This window comes from Streptomyces nanhaiensis, from assembly GCF_046614825.1.
In the GTDB taxonomy this organism is placed as follows: Bacteria; Actinomycetota; Actinomycetes; order Streptomycetales; family Streptomycetaceae; genus Streptomyces; species Streptomyces radiopugnans.
Genome location: NZ_JBKJFM010000027.1, coordinates 1 through 17,238, shown reverse-complemented (window position 1 = coordinate 17,238; position 17,238 = coordinate 1). Strand labels below are relative to the sequence as shown.

At 73.8% G+C, this 17,238-nt stretch carries 13 protein-coding genes and 1 tRNA gene; 6 read left to right on the top strand and 8 right to left on the bottom strand.

Translation table 11 applies throughout. The features are described from left to right. Positions 1 to 70: 70 nt before the first annotated feature. Entirely contained in the window at positions 71 to 1,078 is a 1,008-nt protein-coding gene (locus ACLIYP_RS09580) for a zinc-binding dehydrogenase (protein ID WP_412712708.1), read from the top strand. 68 nt (positions 1,079 to 1,146) lie between these two features. Here the strand turns inward: ACLIYP_RS09580 and ACLIYP_RS09575 are convergent, their stop codons facing one another. The 3 genes from ACLIYP_RS09575 to ACLIYP_RS09565 all read right to left on the bottom strand — a co-directional run bounded on the left by ACLIYP_RS09575 (position 1,147) and on the right by ACLIYP_RS09565 (position 5,874). Beyond that, positions 1,147 to 1,764 (bottom strand): TetR/AcrR family transcriptional regulator, encoded by a 618-nt coding sequence (locus ACLIYP_RS09575; RefSeq protein ID WP_412712707.1) that lies wholly within the window; start codon positions 1,762 to 1,764, stop codon positions 1,147 to 1,149. Between the two features lie 216 nt (positions 1,765 to 1,980). Then, positions 1,981 to 4,314 (bottom strand): rhamnogalacturonan lyase family protein, encoded by a 2,334-nt coding sequence (locus ACLIYP_RS09570; RefSeq protein WP_412712706.1) that lies wholly within the window; start codon positions 4,312 to 4,314, stop codon positions 1,981 to 1,983. A 225-nt stretch (positions 4,315 to 4,539) separates the two neighbouring features. After that, positions 4,540 to 5,874 (bottom strand): YncE family protein, encoded by a 1,335-nt coding sequence (locus ACLIYP_RS09565; RefSeq protein ID WP_412712705.1) that lies wholly within the window; start codon positions 5,872 to 5,874, stop codon positions 4,540 to 4,542. Between the two features lie 844 nt (positions 5,875 to 6,718). Here ACLIYP_RS09565 and ACLIYP_RS09560 point away from each other — a divergent pair. After that, a complete protein-coding gene (locus ACLIYP_RS09560) occupies positions 6,719 to 9,544 on the top strand; it encodes an MXAN_6230/SCO0854 family RING domain-containing protein (RefSeq protein WP_412712704.1) in 2,826 nt (941 codons plus the stop codon). 99 nt (positions 9,545 to 9,643) lie between these two features. On the opposite strand, the gene ACLIYP_RS09555 is transcribed toward ACLIYP_RS09560, so the two are convergent. Beyond that, a complete protein-coding gene (locus ACLIYP_RS09555; protein ID WP_412712703.1) occupies positions 9,644 to 10,333 on the bottom strand; it encodes an AMIN-like domain-containing (lipo)protein in 690 nt (229 codons plus the stop codon). Positions 10,334 to 10,613: 280 nt separating this feature from the next. Here ACLIYP_RS09555 and ACLIYP_RS09550 point away from each other — a divergent pair, with 280 nt between their 5' ends. Then, on the top strand, positions 10,614 to 11,390 hold the full coding sequence (locus tag ACLIYP_RS09550; RefSeq protein ID WP_412712702.1) for an ANTAR domain-containing protein: 777 nt from the start codon (positions 10,614 to 10,616) through the stop codon (positions 11,388 to 11,390). A 188-nt stretch (positions 11,391 to 11,578) separates the two neighbouring features. On the opposite strand, the gene ACLIYP_RS09545 is transcribed toward ACLIYP_RS09550, so the two are convergent. The 4 genes from ACLIYP_RS09545 to ACLIYP_RS09530 form a co-directional block, all read right to left on the bottom strand. Then, complete coding sequence (locus ACLIYP_RS09545) at positions 11,579 to 11,806, bottom strand: hypothetical protein (protein ID WP_412712701.1); 228 nt, start codon at positions 11,804 to 11,806, stop codon at positions 11,579 to 11,581. A 91-nt stretch (positions 11,807 to 11,897) separates the two neighbouring features. Then, positions 11,898 to 12,158, bottom strand: a complete 261-nt coding sequence (locus tag ACLIYP_RS09540) for a DUF6332 family protein (protein WP_412712700.1) — start codon at positions 12,156 to 12,158, stop codon at positions 11,898 to 11,900. Positions 12,159 to 12,250: 92 nt separating this feature from the next. Then, positions 12,251 to 13,816 carry an MFS transporter gene (locus ACLIYP_RS09535; RefSeq protein ID WP_412712699.1) on the bottom strand — a complete coding sequence of 522 codons (1,566 nt, stop codon included), beginning with the start codon at positions 13,814 to 13,816 and terminating at the stop codon, positions 12,251 to 12,253. 245 nt (positions 13,817 to 14,061) lie between these two features. Next, positions 14,062 to 14,137, bottom strand: a tRNA-Thr gene (locus ACLIYP_RS09530). Between the two features lie 224 nt (positions 14,138 to 14,361). Between ACLIYP_RS09530 and ACLIYP_RS09525 the strand changes: the two genes are divergently transcribed. The 3 genes from ACLIYP_RS09525 to ACLIYP_RS09515 all read left to right on the top strand — a co-directional run bounded on the left by ACLIYP_RS09525 (position 14,362) and on the right by ACLIYP_RS09515 (position 17,086). Continuing rightward, the gene (locus ACLIYP_RS09525) at positions 14,362 to 15,459 is read left to right on the top strand and encodes an ABC transporter ATP-binding protein (RefSeq protein ID WP_412712698.1); all 1,098 of its coding nucleotides are present in this window, start codon (positions 14,362 to 14,364) and stop codon (positions 15,457 to 15,459) included. Positions 15,460 to 15,784: 325 nt separating this feature from the next. Beyond that, the gene (locus tag ACLIYP_RS09520; RefSeq protein WP_410538008.1) at positions 15,785 to 16,195 is read left to right on the top strand and encodes a hypothetical protein; all 411 of its coding nucleotides are present in this window, start codon (positions 15,785 to 15,787) and stop codon (positions 16,193 to 16,195) included. Positions 16,196 to 16,342: 147 nt separating this feature from the next. After that, positions 16,343 to 17,086 carry a nucleotidyltransferase family protein gene (locus ACLIYP_RS09515; RefSeq protein ID WP_412712697.1) on the top strand — a complete coding sequence of 248 codons (744 nt, stop codon included), beginning with the start codon at positions 16,343 to 16,345 and terminating at the stop codon, positions 17,084 to 17,086. Positions 17,087 to 17,238 lie beyond the last annotated feature (152 nt).

The following is a 17,238-nucleotide window of genomic DNA, read 5'->3' as shown; positions in this document are numbered from 1 at the left end:
GAGTGGTCACCGCCGGTCCGGCGGCCGCCGGACCGGCGGTGACCATCCACCACAGCCACGGGGAGAGACCATGCACGCCGTACGTCTGCACGCCTTCGGCCCCGCCGAGAACCTCCGCTACGAGCGGGTCCCGGACCCCGAGCCCGGCCCCGGCCAGGTGCGGATCGCCGTCGCGGCGGCCGGGGTGCACCTGGTCGACACCGCCCTGCGCGAGGGGCTGCGGCTCGGCCCGGTGCCCACGCCCGCCGAACTGCCGACCATCCCCGGACGGGAGGTCGCCGGCACGGTGGACGCGCTGGGCGAGGGCGCCGATCCGGCCTGGCTGGGCCGCCGCGTCGCCGCCCACCTGGGCACGGCGCCCGGCGGGTACGCCGAGCTGGCCGTCACCGGTACCGAGCGGCTGCATCCGCTGCCCGGCAGTCTGAGCGAGGACCACGCCGTCGCCCTGGTCGGCACCGGCCGTACCGCCATGGGCATCCTCCGCTTCGCCGAGCTCTCCCCCGCCGACACGGTGCTGGTCCTGGCCGCCGCCGGGGGCATCGGCTCGCTCCTCGTCCAGTACGCCCGGCACAGGGGCGCCGCAGTCGTCGGCGCGGCGGGCGGGCCGGAGAAGGTACGGGCGGTGGAGGAGCTGGGCGCGGACCTGGCGGTGGACTACACCCGGGGCGACTGGGCCGAGCGGATCCGGGAGAAGTTCGGGGACCGGCCCGCCACGTACCTCTTCGAGGGCGTCGGCGGCGTTCTCGGCCGCAGGGCGACCGCTCTCCTCGCCCCCGGCGGACGCCACCTCTCCTACGGCTACGCCTCGACCGGCTTCTCACCCGAGGGGCAGGCCGTGCTGAGCGAGGAGGAGCAGCGGGAGCTGGGGATCACCTCGCTCTCGGTGCTGGGCAAGCCGATGTTCGACCGTGTCGGCGGCATGGGGAACATCCGGGTGCTGGAGGAGGAGGCCATGGCGCTGGCCGCCGCGGGCGTCCTCGTCCCGCCCGTCCACCACTTCCCGCTGGCCCGCGCCGCCCGCGCCCACCGCGCGCTGGAGACCCGCGCCACGCTGGGCAAGGTCGTCCTCGTCCCCTGACCGGACCCGGCCCCGCTCCGGGATCGGTCCGGGGCGGGGCCGGGTCCGGCCGTCAGGCCGCCGGTCCGTCAGGCCGCCGGTCCGTCAGGGGCGGCGCCGTGCAGGAAGAGGTCGACGACCTCCCGCACGCGCCGGTCGGCCGGAGACGGCGCGGGGCGTTCCCGCGGGGGCGTCGCCAGCTCCTCGGGCATGGGCTGGAGCGTCCCGGCCAGTTCCATGAAGGACATGGCCAGGAAGCCGGGCTCGGCCTCACGCAGCTCCCCCGACCCGACCGCGCCGGCCATCAGCTCGGTGACGGGCTCGATCAGGGCGCGGACGTAGGCGCGGGAGATCTCGGTGCGCCGCTCCTCGTCGAGGTGGCGGGTGGCGTAGTAGATCTGGTCGCCGAGGGCGGAGTCGTAGGTTCCGCGGGCGTACGTGCCGGCGACCGCGAGGAGCTTCTCCCGCAGCCCGCCCTCCGTGCGCAGCGCCTCGTGCAGGACGGCCGCGGTCTCCTCGACGTAGCGGTGTGCGACTTCCATGAACAGTGCGGGCTTCCCGCCGGGGAAGTGGTGGTAGAGGCTGGCCTTCTTCACGTCCACCACCTTGGCGATCTCGTCGAGGGAGACGCCGAGGTAGCCGCGTTCGGCGAGCAGGCGGGCGAATTCGCGGCGGGCGCGGTCGCGGGTGTCGGGCTGGCGTGGCATGGCGGTTCGAACTCCTCTGCGAGTGGGCCGGCCGGGCCCGGCCGGCCGGATGGCCGGCGCCGTGGGTCCGGCCGCGACATGAAACCTACCTATTGATAGGTAGGTTTGGCAAGCGGCAAGGAGTCCGGGAGCGGCGACGGCCCGGGGACCGCGGAAGCCCCGAGGGCCCGCCCGGGCCGCGTGACGCGGCGCGGGCGGGCCCGGTCCCGTGGGGGGTCAGCGCAGGTAGACGTCGGGCTGGGGCGGGGTGCTCATGCCCTGGCCCAGGAAGAAGCTCGGGTGCGGCGGCTGGTTGTAGGCGGTGTTCTGCCAGGCCAGCGCCACCCGGTACTGTGCGTCGTGGACCAGCGTGTGCAGCTTCAGGCCGGTCGTGGCGGTTGTGGCGTGGATGCGCAGCGCGGAGTTGTCGCCGTGCCGCCAGATCACCTCCTCGCGCCAGTCGCCGAACAGGTCGCCGGAGAGGACGGGCGTGGACTTCGTGCCGTTGCTGGAGGCCACCCCGCTGCCGGTCAGCAGACGGGTCTCGCCGCCGGTGCCGTACTTGTCGATCCGGGTGCCGTCGAGCAGTTCGCGCACCGGGTCGCCGTCCCACCAGGCGAGGAAGTTGGCCGAGGACGGGTTGCGGCCCACCTCGCCGCCGGAGGCGTCGCGCAGCCGGTCCATGTTCGGGCCCGAGCCCCAGAACTCGGCTCCGGCGTTGCCCGCGTGTATGTCGCCGGCCGCGCCGCGTCCCGGACCCTCGCTGCCGCTGGTGGGCGTGCGGTGGATGACCTGGCCGGTGCGGGCGTCGTGCAGGTCGGAGCCGGGCTGGTTGCCGGGCTCGTGGATGGTGAAGACCTCCAGGCCCGGCCGGGAGGGCACGAAGTCGCCCACGTGCAGGGCGTCGCCGTGGCCGAAGCCGGTGGCGTACATCAGGGTGCCGTCGTCGTCGACCGTGGCCGAGCCGTAGACGATCTCCTGGCGGCCGTCGGAGTCCACGTCGGCGACGGAGAGCTGGTGGTTGCCCTGGCCGTGGGCCGCGCCGTTGCCGGAGGCGTTGGAGTCGAACAGCCAGCGCCGGGTGAGCTTGCCGTCGCGGAAGTCCCAGGCGGCGATGGTGGCGCGGGTGTAGTAGCCGCGGGCCATGATCAGGGAGGGCCGGGTGCCGTCGAGGTAGGCGGTGCCGGCCAGGAAGCGGTCGACGCGGTTGCCGTAGGAGTCGCCCCAGGAGGAGACGTTGCCGCGGCCGGGCTCGTAGTTCACGGTGTCCAGCGCGGCGCCGGTCAGGCCGTCGAACATCGTCAGGTACTCGGGGCCGGTCAGGACGTAGCCGCTGGAGTTGCGGTGGTCGGCGCTCGCGTTCCCGATGACGGTGCCGCGTCCGTCGCGGGTGGCGTCGGCGGTCTTCATGGCGATCTCGGCCCGGCCGTCGCCGTCGTAGTCGTAGACCTGGAACTGGGTGTAGTGCGCCCCGGCGCGGATGTTGCGGCCCAGGTCGATGCGCCACAGCCGCTGGCCGCCGAGGCGGTAGGCGTCGATGTAGACGTTGCCGGTGGTGCCGGACTGGGAGTTGTCCTTGGCGTTGTCCGGGTCCCACTTGACGACCAGTTCGTACTGCCCGTCACCGTCCAGGTCGCCGGGGGAGGCCTCGACGGGGATGTGGGTGGAGCTGGGACGGGAGAGCGGCACGTCCAGGTGGTCGCCGCCGGTGAAGCGCAACGAGGGCGCGGACGCGGCCTGTTCGGCGCCGTTGACCACCGCGCGCACGGTGTAGGAGGCGTCGGCCGGGGCGCCGGCGTCCAGGTGGTTGGTGGAGCCGGTGACGGGCGAGGAGTTGACCTTCGTCCCGCCCCGGTAGAGGTTGAAGGCCGTGTCGCGGCTCTCGGTGCCCAGCAGGCGCCACGAGACCAGGTTGCCCGTGCCCGAACGGACCGATACCAGGCCCCGGTTCAGGTCCTCCATCTGCTTGGCGCCCCCGGCCGGGGGCTCACCGCTCCCCCCGTCCCCGCCGCCCGCCTCCACCAGGCGCCACTGCTGGTTGTGGCCGCCGGTGTCGGTGTACTGGGAGATCCGCGCGCCGTCGGCGGTGGACCACTCCCAAACGTCCAGCGCCTTGCCGCTGTGGCGGTTGATCAGCCGGACGTGGCCGCCGTCGGAGTCGGCGACGCGGAACTGCTGGTTGGCGGAGTCGTTGTCGGTCCACTGGACGACGTTCCCGCCGTCGGCGGTGGAGCGGGCCTCCACGTCCAGCACCTTGCCGCTGTGGCGGGCCGCGATCCGGTACCAGCCGTCGCCGGAGGGGACGAAGCGGAACTGCTGGTTGGCGCCCGTCCCCGGCGTCCACTGCACCACGGACGCGCCGTTGCCGGTGGAGCGTTCGAAGACGTCGATCGCCTTGCCGCTGTGGCGGGAGACGAGCTGGTAGTAGGCGGAGGTGTCGATCTCGGCGGCGTCGGCGTCCTGCGCGGGCAGGGCGACGAGCGAGACGGCGGCCAGCAGCGCGGCCGACGCGACGGCGTACAGCCCTCTCAGGCGGGAGCGGGGTCTGGCGGATGTGCTGTGGGCGGGCATGGCGGCTCCTAGTAGGGGGTGGCGCGCCCACGGGTCGGGGAAGAGCCTTTGTGAATCGATTCATCGATGCGCCGGGCGGAGACGTGCGCGCCAGGGCGCCGACGGAAGGTGTGGGAGCGCTCCCGAGACGATAGAGGCGGCCGTGACGGGACGGCAAGAGCCGTGCGCGGAAAGGAAACCGCCGTCTCCCCGCCCCTGAGCCGGGGCGGGGAGACGGGGTGCGGGTCAGCCCGCGGAGGGGCCGCTCCACCCGGCCGGGACGTGCCCCACGCGCACCCGCTGCGGATGGTCGCCGACGGGCACGGAGGCCACCTTCCGGCCGGTCGCGAAGTCGATCGCGGTGACCTGGTCGGATCCGCTCTCGGAGACCACGCAGTGCCTGCCGTCGCCGCTCACCGTCGCCCAGTACGGCTTGGAGACCGGCACCAGCGGCCCCTCCTCCAGCGTCGCGCGGTCCACGACGGTGGCGTAGTCGTCCATCGTCCCGGCGACGCACAGCTTCGTGCCCCGCGGGTTCATCGACATGCCGTGGTGGCGCGAGTCGTTGACCCAGGTGGTGCGGTCCTCGTCGGTGGCCGGGTTCTTGGGCAGCTCCTTGATCCGGGTGATCTCGTCGGCGGCCACGTCGTACTCCAGGAAGCCGTTGAAGAACGACACCTGGAAGTAGAGCCTCGACTCGTCGGGGGTGAAGGCCACGGGCCGCACCGAGTCGGAGAGGTCCTCGCGGCCGAAGGCGTCCAGCCGCTCGCGCATGTCGACGACCCTCACCTGCTCGAAGGTGGCAGCGTCGACGACCGTGATCCGCCGGTCGCCCTTCGTCCAGTCCAGCCAGGGGGCGTCGAGGTCGTTGTTGACCTCTCCGATGGACATGTTCCAGATGTGCCGGCCGCCGTCGGTGAAGACGTTCTCGTGCGGCTTGTCGCCCGTCCCGAACGACCCCACCTCCTTCCCCGTGACGATGTCCAGGACGTGGACGGTGTTGGACGTGGAGGCCGACACCGCGACGCGGCGGCCGTCGGGCGAGACCGCCATGTGGTCGGAGCGGAAACCCGACACCGGGAAGCGCCAGTTGACCTTCCCCGTGGCCACGTCGATCGACACCACGTCGGCGAAGCTGGGCCGGGAGACGACGACGGCCGAGCCGTCCGGGGTGGAGTACATGTCGTCGACGTACTGGTCGTGGCCCTCGCCGACGGTCTGGCGGATGCCGAGGAAGAAGGCGAGCCTGACCGGGTTGAGGTAGATCTCCCTCATCCGCTCCTTTTTGTCGGGGATGACGTCGATCCGGCCGACCTTCGCGTAGTCACCGGTGGACTCGATGACGTCGGCGGTCCCGTCCCAGTTGTTGCCGACGAACAGCACCTCGTTCAGGCCGCCGCCCGCCCCCGCGGCCCCCGCGCCGCCGGACGCGGCGGAGGCCGGTACGGCGGAGGCGGGCACGGCGGCCGTGACGGCCAGGACGAGGGCCGCGGCGCATCCGCCGATCCCGCGGGCCCGGCTGGACGGGCGGGAGGGTCGGTGTCGCGGGGAGGGGCTGTGGGGTGACGGTGTGGGCGTCATGGCGCGCTCCCGGTTCGGACGGACGGGTTTTGTTACCGGGGGTAACGTAGCGGCCCGGAGGATCGTCGGCCAGATGCACGGCAAGCCGGATTCCGCAGCGCCGCCCATACTCGTCCGCGTGAACCCGTCGCCACCGCCCCGCTCCCACCGGTTCCGGGACCGGCGCCACACCAGGTACGACTTCCTCGACCCGATCCTCGTCACCTGCCCGGCCTGCGGCGCGCAAGCGCGCGTCGTCAGGATCCCGCACGAGCCGGGCCACCCCCTGTATCCGGCTCTCGCGCCCCGGCGGCTGGTCTGCCGCGCCTGCGCACTGTCCCGGACGTGGAAGGGTGGGGGTCCGGTCTTCCACCGGAGCCCGGGCGGGACCGCCCGGGACCCGTACTTCGGCGTGCCGTTGCGGTTGCAGACCCGGACCCGCCACGGCCTGCTGTGGGCCCACAACCCCGGACACCTCGATCTGATCGAGCGGTACGTGCGGGCGTCGCTGCGCGAGAGGGCCCACTGGCACGACATCGGCACGGAGAAGACGCTGGTGGCCTCCCTGCCCGCGTGGATCAAGCGCGGAAGGAACCGCGACGAGGTCCTGAGAGCCGTCGGCCGCGTCCGTGCCGCGTCACCGGACCCCGGCGTACCGCCGCGGCGGAAAACGGCTCGCCGGCCGCCGCGTCCGCGGCCTAGGGTGAGCGTCGCGCGGGGGCGGCTCCGCGGCGCGCTTCCTTCTCCTCTTCTTCTCTTGAAAGAATCCGAGCGCGCCCACTCCCCGCCCCCGTGCCGCTTCCGCCGAACGTCCCGGCTTCCCGCCCGGACACGGCTCTCCAGGCTTCTCAACGGGGGTTGCAGCATGGCTGCCACACGTACCGGCGACCGTACCCGCGTCACGACGAACACGGCCGCGGAGGACCTCGAAGGGCTGCTGCTGCGGCGGCTCTCCACGGTGTACGTCGACGCCCCGGCGGACGGCGGACAGGCCGGGCCCGAGGCGAACGCCGAAGGGCTGACCGCCCTGGAGGCCGATCTGGCCGGACGCGGACACGTCCTGACCGCCCCGCTGCGCTCCGCGCTCGCCGCCCTGCCGCCGGCCGGCCTGGCGGAGCACGGCATCCGCCTGCTCGGCCGGATCGACGCGCTCCTCGGCGCCGACCGCCGCCACGAGCCGCTCTTCCGCCACTTCCCCGACTCCGTACCGGACCACGCGCACAGCCTGTACAGCGAGCGCGTCCTGTCCTTCCTGCTCGCCCAGCCGCACCAGCCGTGCGTGGTGTGCGGGCGCACCGGCGACATCGGCGCGCTCGCGCCGTGCGCCCACCTGGTGTGCTCCGAGTGCCTGCGCGACACCACCCGGCTGTGCGGCTGCGAGGGAGGCGCCGACTTCTTCGACCCCTGCTGCCCGCTGTGCCTGACCACCGTGACCGACCGGGCGAACCCCTACCTGGACCCCGCCGCGCCGCGACCGGATCCCGGCGCCCCGGCCGGGGCGCGGAAGCGGCCGGCCGGGCAGGCGGACGCACCGGCGAGCACGCCGGCGGACGCTTCGCTGCGCCCCCTGCGGCTGGGCGAGAAGACGGGGGTGCGGGTGGCCGCACGCGCGGTGCTGGCCGACCTGCTGGCCCGGCGCACCCCGCTGTCCCCGCAGGACCGCGATGACCTGGCCGCCCTGCTGCCGCACGCCGGCCCCGGCCTGGACTGGCTGCCGGAGGAGATCCCGGTGCGCGAGACCGGGGCCGCCGTCCTGGCCGCGCTGCTGCGCGCCCCCGAGACCGCCGCGTCCGCGCGGGAGGTGCTGCGCGACCGCCTCGACACCGCCACCGACGTGCTGCGCCTGATGTGGGCGTACTCCGGCGGCGAGCCGGATCTGCTGGAGCCGCCGCGCCTGCGCTCGCTGCCACGCCCGCTGCGCCGTGAACTCCTCGGGGTGCTCGACGCCCTGCCGCCCGGGCCGGTGGCCGAGGACATGCTGCGCCGGCCCGAGGCGTGGAAGCGCGCGGGCGAGGTGCTGCACCCGTTCGAGTACCGGAACCGCTTCCCGCGCGCCGCCGTGGCGTTCGCCGCCGTACGCGGCACCGACCTGACTCCGGCGCGGGCCGAATGGCTGCTGGAGGCCGCCGCCGCCCTCCCCGGCGACCGGACGCGGCTGGTCGCGGGCCGTCCCGGCGGGGCCGTCCGCCTGGCGGTGCGGACGTTCGCCTCCGAGACCGAGGAGCTGCTGGCCCGCGGGGACACCGCGGGAGCGACCGCGCTGCTGCTGCGCCGCCCCGGCGAACTGGTGCGCCGTCTGCACCGGTTGCTGCGCGTCCACAGCGTGTGGAACGCGGGCGGCGAGGACGCCCCCGGCCTCCCGCCGGGGTTGCTCGACGGCCTTCCCGCCGCCCTGCGCCGCGTCGGCCCCGGGCCGCTGCTGGGCGCCTGGGGACGGCTGCGCGTCCCGCGCGAGGCCGGTGAGCGGCGGGTGTTCTTCCCGCGCGGCGCCATCGCCCTGGCCCACGGTGTCGACGACCACGCCCCGCCGGTGCCGCGCGCCGCGGCGGCCGCGGTGTGCGTGCCCCTGGAGGCCGAACTGATGCTCCGCGCACGCGAGTCGGCGGGCGAACCGGCCGGTGTGTCCGTCCTGGACGCCGCGCTGGCCGATCTGGCGGTGCCGTTCGCCGAGCGGGCGGCGTCCAGGAGCCTGGTGGCCCTGCCGCGCGGCAGCCGCCGTCCGCTGCCCGCCACCGGACGGCTGCGGCTGTTCCTGCACTGGACGGAGATGCGGGGGCAGCGTGTCGACCTGGACCTGTCGGTGGCGCTGTACGACGCGCAGTGGCGCTTCGTCGGCCTGTGCGACTACACACGCCTGATCTTCGGCGCCCGCGCCGCCGTCCACTCCGGCGACTTCACCTCCGCGCCGCCGCCGCACGGCGCGACGGAGTTCGTCGACCTGGACACGCCCGCGCTGGCCCGGGCCGGCGCCCGGTACGCGGTGGTCGTGGTCTTCAGCTACAACGACGTGCCGTTCGACGACCTGGCCGACGCGTTCGCGGGCTTCATGCCCCTGGCGGAGCACGGCCGGGAGAACGGCGAGGGCCGCGGCGGCCGCGCATACGACCCCCGCCGGGTCCGGCAGCGCTTCGACCTGGCCGGGAACGCCCGGGTGTGCGTCCCCATGGTCCTGGACCTCCAGGAGCGCGACGGCCTGTGGACGGACGCCGGCCTGTCGGCGGCCGGCGGCCTGCACAACGTGTACCGCCACCGCGACCGCCTGGGCCGGCTCGCCTCCGACCTGACCGCCCACTTCGCGTCCGGCACCCGCGCGACCCTCTGGGACCTCACCGTCCGCCTGGCCGCGGCCGCCTCCCCGCGGGTGTGGGTCCGCTCGGCCGACGGGCTCTTTCTGGACCACTACCGGATCGGGGAGTGGGAGAGCGCGGAGGGTTTCGCCACCCGGATCGCGGAGGGGTACCCGGACGAACGGCACACCGGCACCCCGGCGCGGAACGCCCGGCTCCTGGCGGACTCCACCGGCGCGGACGTCCGCTTCGCGGCCCTGGTCGACGGCGATGTGCCCGCCCGGTGGGAGAACTGCCTGGTCTACCGCCTCTTCCCCGGCCCCCTGGACGCAGGTCTCGGCCCGGACGCCCGCCTCCTGGCCGCCTCCGACCTCCTAGCCCGCTTCGCCCCGGCCGAGGAGTGATCACCGGCCAGGGCGCCGGGACTTCACGGCTCCTCCGGTCCCTCCGGCTGCCCCGGGTGCTCCGGTCCCTCCGGCTGCCCCGGGGCCGCATCGGCCGCCTCAGCCCGCCGAGCCCGCCGCCCTGTGCGCCACATCGAGGATGATCTTGTTCTTGCCCGTGGTCACCCGGAAGCCCGCGCGGCCCTCGCCCTCGGGGTCGGTGCCGACGCCGAAGAGCGTCTCGCCCTCGAAGTAGCTCACCAGCCGCAGTTCGCGGATGACGGGGGTGTTCTTGCCGCCGTCGTCGAAGCCGGGGTCGGGCACGGCCCGGAGGAAGGAGATCTTCAGGTCCTGGTCGCCCTTGAGGGTGATGACGTCGCCGGAACCGTCCTGGTGCAGGGTGTCCACGTACTCGGCGACGAACCGCGGGGTGCCCTCGTCGAAGTCGAAGACGACCCGGTCGTAGGTGTCGTGGATCCCCACCCGCACCCCGCGCAGTTCCGGGAAGTCGTTCACGCCCGCGTCCCGGGCGGCCCCCGTCTTGCGGGAGGTGTCGCGCAGCACCACGCCCTCGTCTCCGCCCCCGGACGATGGCGGAGACGAGGACGGGGACGGCGGAGGGGAGGCGGGCGGGGACGTGCCGGCGGGCTCGGAGGGCGAGGCGCTCCGTCCGGCGTCCTCGGACCGGTCGGCCGTCGCGGCCGTACTCGCGCCGCCTCCCGCTCCCTCCTCCCCCTCCGCCCCACCGCAGGCCGCCACGAGGAGGGCCGACGCGAGGGCGATCGCGGTCATGGTCGTACGACGTTTCACTGCGCGCTCCTGAACGTAGGCTGCCGGGCTCCGGGAGCCCGCCCGATACTGGTCTGTTGCCGAGTGGGCCGGATGCCAACCACCCAACCCGCACGATCCAGCCAAAGGTGTCGTTCCCACCGCATTCCCCTGCGGTCCGCACCGTTCCGGCCTTCCCCCGCACCGGCACCATGGACCGTCCGGGGGTCCGCCGTGAAGCCCCCGGACCCGGCGGGCCGCGACGGCACCGCGCGCGGAGGCCGTATGCATTGAACGCCGGACTTGGAGCATGAGTAGAGATATGGCTCCGTCTCCCCCGTCCCCCGCCGACTTCGAGGCCATATTCCGCGCCACGACCTCACCCCTGCTGGTGCTCGGCACCGACCTGGTCATCGTGGAGGTCAACCGCGCCTGCGAGGAGGCGACGTTCCGCGAGCGGGACGAGGTGGTCGGGCGGCACGTCTTCGACGCCTACCCCGCCAACCCCAACGACCCGGACGGGGGCGGCATGCACGACCTGGACGCCCTGTTCCGGCGTGTCCTGGCGACCGGGACGGCCCAGGCGCTGCCCGTCCTGAAGTACGACGTGCCCTCCCCCGTCAACCCCACCGGCTTCCACGAGAAGTACTGGAGCCCGGTCAGCAGCCCCGTTCTCGGCCCCGACGGGGAGGTCACCGGCCTTCTGCACCACGTCGAGGACGTCACCGGCTTCCACGAGGAGCTGGCCCGCATCCAGTACGCCTACCGGCACACCGACACCCCGACGGCCCGTACCCACAACGCCGTCGCCCAGCGCGGTTACGAGCGCCATCTGGCGCAGGCCGCGTACGACATCAGGCGCTACCGGGAACTGGAGGAGGAGGCGTCCCAGCTCAGACGCGCCATGCGCAGCCGCGCGACGATCGACCAGGCCATCGGCATCGTCCAGGCCGAGCGGCGCTGCGGCCCCGAGGACGCCTTCCAGATCCTGGTGACCATCTCCCAGCGCACCAACACCAAACTCCGCGACATCGCCGCCGGCCTGGTGAGCCTGGCCGAGACCGACGCGCCGGGGCCCCTGCTGCCGGACACCCCGTGACCGATCGCCGATGGCCGCGGCGCCGCGGTGGACCTGACGGCCGCGACGGCCGGTGGTGGCGGCCGTGGCCGCCCTCCTCGTCGTCGTACAGCGTCTCCGTCTCGGCCCGGGGGCGACGCAGGGCGGGGAGGGACGGGCCGGATCACGGACCCGTCCCTCCCCGCACCCGCCCGCCGGCCCGCCCCGCCTCAGCAGGGCTCCCTCTCCCGCCCCTCCGGCACGGAACCGCGGGCCCTCCGCCGCCCCGACCAGGCCGCGCCTCCCAGGCTCAGCGCTCCGGCGCAGGCGATGGCCGCCATGGCCCAGTGGCCCGTACCACCGCCCGGACGGAGGGCCGGCGCGACGTTGATCGCGCCCACCACGACCAAGCACAGGGAGCCGAGGGCCTGGAACATCCAGCTCTTCCCGGACGACACGGCATCACCTCCCCGTGCCCGTCTGCCCCTTCGGCGGGCGGGAAGTCGTGTCCCGGGCCGAGACCCGCGGCCAACCGGTACGCGAAGGCCCTCACCCGGCCCCGTCCGTCCGCCCCGTCCGCCGCCGCGTGTCGAAACCCCACAGGACGCCGACGATCCGCCACAGCAGTACGGCCGCCGCCAGGACGGTGGCGGTGCCCGTGACGGCCCTCGCGGCGGAGCCCTCCACACCGAACAGGAGGACCGGACTGGCCAGGACCAGCCACACCGCCCCCGCGAGGAGGGCCGCGGAGACGACGGCGTAGCCGATCTCCACCGTGATCGCGTCCCGCTCCGCCTGATCGTGTGTCATCGTCCCGTCCTTCCCCCGGCCGTGATGTGGGACTTCCCGCATCCGGACGCGTCGGAACCTACCGGCCGGGACCGCGGTACGGCGCCCGGCCGTCATGCCTCCCGGGCGGTCCGGGAGGGGGCGCGACGGGCGCGGCGGGGCCACACGAAGAAGACGACCACCGCCGCCAGGAGGGTGAGGAGCGCCGTGACGCCCATGGCGTCCGCGACACCGAGCGAGAAGGACTCCTCGGCCACCCGGACGACCTCGCCCCGGATGTCCGGCGGCAGGGTGCCGATCGCCTCCTGGTAGGAGTCGGAGTTCACCAGCGTCTGCCGTACCCGGGTGATCTCCGCTTCGGACAGCCCGGATTCCTCGAGCACGCCGGACGCCTCGCGCGCCGTGAGCTCCCGGGCCAGCGCGGTGAGGACGGCGACCCCAAGCGAGCCGCCGAGCATGCTGGACATCTTGAAGACGCCGGCGGCCGTCCCCGCCAGATCGGCCGGGACCTCCCCGACTGCGGTGTTGGCCACGGGCGTGCTCACCAGGCCCAGGCCGAAACCGACGACGAGGAGCCCGGCGGCGATCACCGCGATGGGGGTGCCGGTGTCGAGGAGGGCGAGGGCGGTCAGACCGGCGCTCGCCACCGCCAGGCCGACCGTCGCGGGCGGCCTCCCGCCCCGCCTGGTGTCGAGGGCGCCCCCGATCGGGATGCCCAGGAAGACCCCGACCGTCGCGGGGATCATCAGCGACCCGGCCTCCACCGCGCTGTAGCCGCGCACGTTCTGCAGCCACAGCACCAGGAGGAAGCTGAGGCCGGCGTAGGCGAGGTTCATCGTCAGATTGGCCGTCAGCGCCCCGTTGTAGGCGCGGATCCCGAACAGCCGCAGGTCCACCAGCGGCAGGCGTGCCCGGCGCTCGATCAGGTACCACGCGACCGCGAGCACGACGGTCGCGGCGAGCAGCGCCACGATGCGGGGGTCGCCCCAGCCCACGCTCGGCCCCTCGGTGAGCGCGTACAGCAGCGCGAAGACCGCGAGACCGATGCTGGCCAGGCCCGGCCAGTCGATGTGGCCCGAGGCCTCGGGGTCGCGCGACTCCGGGGTGGTGAGCCGTACGACGACGAGGGTGAGGACGGCCAGCGGCAGATTGAGCCAGAACAGCCACCGCCAGCCCAGCCCGTCGGTGACGAAGCCGCTGATCGCGGGCCCGGCGGACAGCCCGCCCCAGGCCACCGCCTGCCAGATCCCGAACGCCGCGGTCTGCGCCCGTCCCGAGAACTCGGGCGGGATGAGGGCGAGCGAGGCCGGAAGGATCAGAGCCGCGCCGATCCCCATGAGCCCGCGGCCCAGGATCAGCCATCCGACGCCCGGCGAGAGCGCGGCGACCACGGAGAACACGGCCAGCAGCACGGTACCGACCTGGAGCATCAGCCGGCGCCCGAAGAGATCGCCGAACTTGCCGGCGGCGATCACGAGCGCTCCGGTGACGAGACTGAAGGCGTTGTTCGCCCACTGGAGCATCGAGAAGTTGCTGTCGAACTCGTCGGCGATCCGCGGGATCGCCACACCCAGGTCGGCGAAGGCGAGCCAGACGATCCCCGCGGTCGCGCAGATCCCGAACAGCGAGATCCACCGGTGCGGCGGGGTCGCTGTCTGCTCCGGGGAGGGTTCGGTCATGGGTGACGCTCCGGACTCCGGCCGTGTGCGGACCACCGGGGGTGCTCTCCCCCGGCGGGGCGGCCGCTCACCGCGAACATCCGTTTCGCCCGTTTCGCACCGCCCGCTCCCGGAGGGTAGTCCGGCCGGGGCCACCGGTCCGCCCGCCGCGCCGGGCGGCCAGGACTCGCCCGCACCGCCCGGCACCCGCGCACGCCGGAAGCCCCGAGCCGATCACGGCTCGGGGCTTCTTCCCTGTTCGGGCGTGGAGCCGCCTGTCGGGTTCGAACCGACGACCTTCGCTTTACAAGAGCGGCGCTCTACCAGCTGAGCTAAGGCGGCTTGTGCGGCGGCGCCGCGGGCCCGGCGGGGCCTCGGCGCGTACGCAGTGTGCAGTGTACCTACTTCCCGGCGCCGGCCCGGAGCCTTTCGTGACCGTGGAGGTACTGACAAGACAACCCCCGGCGGGTTACCGTCGGCCCACGTTCACACAGGTTCACACCTGTGGAACGCGACCTTTACTCGGATCGTCCGGCACGTTCCTGCCGGTGAAGGAGAAACCGACCATGGCCTCGGTCACGTACGACAACGCCACCCGGATCTACCCGGGCAGCGACAAGCCCGCCGTCGACAAGCTGAACATCGAGATCGAGGACGGCGAGTTCCTCGTCCTCGTCGGCCCCTCCGGCTGCGGCAAGTCCACCTCCCTGCGCATGCTCGCGGGCCTGGAGGACGTCAACGGCGGCGCCATCCGCATCGGTGACCGCGATGTCACCCACCTTCCGCCGAAGGACCGGGACATCGCCATGGTGTTCCAGAACTACGCGCTCTACCCGCACATGACCGTCGCCCAGAACATGGGCTTCGCGCTGAAGATCGCGGGCGTGCCGAAGGACCAGATCCGCGCCAAGGTCGAGGACGCCGCGAAGATCCTGGACCTGGAGCCGTACCTGGACCGCAAGCCCAAGGCGCTCTCCGGCGGTCAGCGGCAGCGTGTGGCGATGGGCCGCGCGATCGTCCGCGAGCCGCAGGTGTTCCTCATGGACGAGCCGCTGTCGAACCTCGACGCCAAGCTCCGCGTCCAGACCCGTACCCAGATCGCCGGCCTCCAGCGCCGTCTGGGCATCACCACGGTCTACGTCACCCACGACCAGACCGAGGCCATGACCATGGGCGACCGGGTGGCGGTGCTCAAGGACGGTCTGCTGCAGCAGATCGACTCGCCGCGCCACATGTACGACAAGCCGGCCAACCTCTTCGTCGCGGGCTTCATCGGCTCCCCGGCGATGAACCTGGTCGAGGTGCCGATCGCCGACGGCGGCGTGAAGTTCGGCAACAGCATCGTGCCGGTCGAGCGCGACGCCGTCACCGAGGCCGCCAACAAGGGCGACAAGACCGTCACGGTCGGCATCCGCCCCGAGCACCTGGACATCGCGGGCGAGGGCAGCGACGCCGGTCTGGCCGTCACCGTCAACGTCGTCGAGGAGCTGGGCGCCGACGGTTACGTCTACGGCACCGCCCAGGTCGGCGGCGAGGCGAAGGACCTGGTGGTCCGCGTCGGCGGCCGCGAGGTGCCGGAGAAGGGCGCGGTCATCCACGTGGTGCCGCGCGCCGGCGAGACCCACGTGTTCTCCACCTCCACCGGTGAGCGCCTGAGCGACTGACCGGCCGAGCACGACCGAGCACGGCCGAGCCGTCGACGGCCTGGGCGGCCGTCCTCCACACGGCCGGCAAGGGGCCCGTACCTCCGCGAACCGCGGGCGTACGGGCCCCCGGTCGTCCGGCGGTTCCCGGGGTCGCGCCGTCCGCCGCCTGCGCTCCGCGGGTCCGCGTCAACACGAGGACACCGCCGCACCTGGGACTACGGGGTTTTCCGTCACTCGCGAGAGTGACCGAATGTCGCCAAATCACCACTCCTCGCTACCATCGCAAACGCCCCGGAACGGGCTCCCGACACCCGATACCGTCCTTCGCGAGGAAGACTCCACAGTGAATCAGGCAGCGCGCCGCATCGGCCGAACTCTCGCCCTCGTCCTCCCGGTCGTCCTGGTCCTGTCCGGGACCCTCGCCGTCACCGCCGTTCCCTGGGCGCCGCAGTCGGGGACGCAGGTGCTGACCGCCTCCGCGGAGCGGACGGCCCCCCGCGACAGCCCCCGCGCCCCGCACGAGGTGGTGCGCGACCGGCTCGTCGCCGAGCTCCAGCAGAAGGACCCGGGCACCGCCCTGACGGGCCTGCAGAAGGAGATCGCCCGCCGGCCGTCGCTGGCGCGGCACTGCACCTCCATCGCCCGCGCGCTGGGCCGGGCCGCGGTCGAGAAGTACGGACCCGCGCGGGCCCACGCCTACTCCCGGCCCGTGTGCGACACCTCCTTCGCCGCGGGTGTCGCCGACGCCCGCTGACCGGCCGGCGCGGTCCCCGGGCGCGAGGGGCCGTTCCGCCGTACGTCCCGCGCCTCCGGCCTCTTCCGCGCCTCCCGCGTGCTCGGGCGCGGCCGCGCGGAGCGGGTGCCGGAGGAGTCCGGGAGCGGGTGCGCATATCGTCGCCGCATGACACTCGACGACCAGCTCGCGCACACGTATCCCACCCAGGCCGTGGTCCTGGCCGGCGGCCAGGGGTCGCGGCTGCGTCCGTACACGGACGACCGCCCCAAGCCGATGGTCGAGATCCCCGGCACGGGCACCCCGATCATCGGCCACCAGCTCGCCTGGCTGGCCGCCGAGGGCGTCACCGACGCCGTGGTCTCCTGCGGCCATCTCGCCGAGGTGCTCCAGGAGTGGCTGGACGGCGCCGGCCTGCCGCTGCGGGTGACGACCGTCGTCGAGAAGGAGCCCCTCGGCCGCGGCGGCGGACTGAAGTACGCCGCCGCCTCCCTCCCCCGCCCCGGCGAGCCGTGGTACGCCACCAACGGGGACATCTGGACGCGTTTCTCGCTGCGGGAGATGGCGGAGTTCCACGCCGAGCGCGACGCGACCGCGACTCTCGCGCTGGCACGCCCGCGCATCCCCTGGGGCGCCGTGGAGACCGACGAGTTCGGTCATGTCCTGGACTTCATCGAGGCCCCGCCCTCGCCGTACCTGATCAACGCGGGCGTCTACGTCTTCTCCGCGCCCTTCACGGCGCTGCTGCCCGACCGCGGCGACCACGAGCGGACCACCTTCCCCCGGCTGGCGCGCGAACGCGCCCTGGCGGGCTTCCAGATCCCGCAGGGCGCGTACTGGCGGGCCATCGACACCGCCAAGGACCTCAGCGAGGCCGCCAGGGAGCTCGCGGGCCACGGCCGTTCCCGTTAGCCCGGTCCCGTCGGTCCGGTCCCGTCCGCTCCAAGGGCCCCGGTGGGCGGCGCCGGGGCTGCGGCCGCAGCCGCGGCCGCAGCCCGCGCGAGGGCCCTCAGCCCAGCAGGCCCCCCAGCGCACCGCCGCCGCTGCCACCGCCGTCGCCGGAG

Bases quoted from the DNA above. Each gene is read 5' to 3' on its own strand.
- ACLIYP_RS09575 (WP_412712707.1), bottom strand. From the start codon at position 1,764: ATGCCACGCCAGCCCGACACCCGCGACCGCGCCCGCCGCGAATTCGCC.
- ACLIYP_RS09525 (WP_412712698.1), top strand. From the start codon at position 14,362: ATGGCCTCGGTCACGTACGACAACGCCACCCGGATCTACCCGGGCAGC.
- ACLIYP_RS09515 (WP_412712697.1), top strand. From the start codon at position 16,343: ATGACACTCGACGACCAGCTCGCGCACACGTATCCCACCCAGGCCGTG.
- ACLIYP_RS09550 (WP_412712702.1), top strand. From the start codon at position 10,614: ATGGCTCCGTCTCCCCCGTCCCCCGCCGACTTCGAGGCCATATTCCGC.
- ACLIYP_RS09570 (WP_412712706.1), bottom strand. From the start codon at position 4,314: ATGCCCGCCCACAGCACATCCGCCAGACCCCGCTCCCGCCTGAGAGGG.
- ACLIYP_RS09560 (WP_412712704.1), top strand. From the start codon at position 6,719: ATGGCTGCCACACGTACCGGCGACCGTACCCGCGTCACGACGAACACG.
- ACLIYP_RS09580 (WP_412712708.1), top strand. From the start codon at position 71: ATGCACGCCGTACGTCTGCACGCCTTCGGCCCCGCCGAGAACCTCCGC.
- ACLIYP_RS09535 (WP_412712699.1), bottom strand. From the start codon at position 13,816: ATGACCGAACCCTCCCCGGAGCAGACAGCGACCCCGCCGCACCGGTGG.
- ACLIYP_RS09565 (WP_412712705.1), bottom strand. From the start codon at position 5,874: ATGACGCCCACACCGTCACCCCACAGCCCCTCCCCGCGACACCGACCC.
- ACLIYP_RS09540 (WP_412712700.1), bottom strand. From the start codon at position 12,158: ATGACACACGATCAGGCGGAGCGGGACGCGATCACGGTGGAGATCGGC.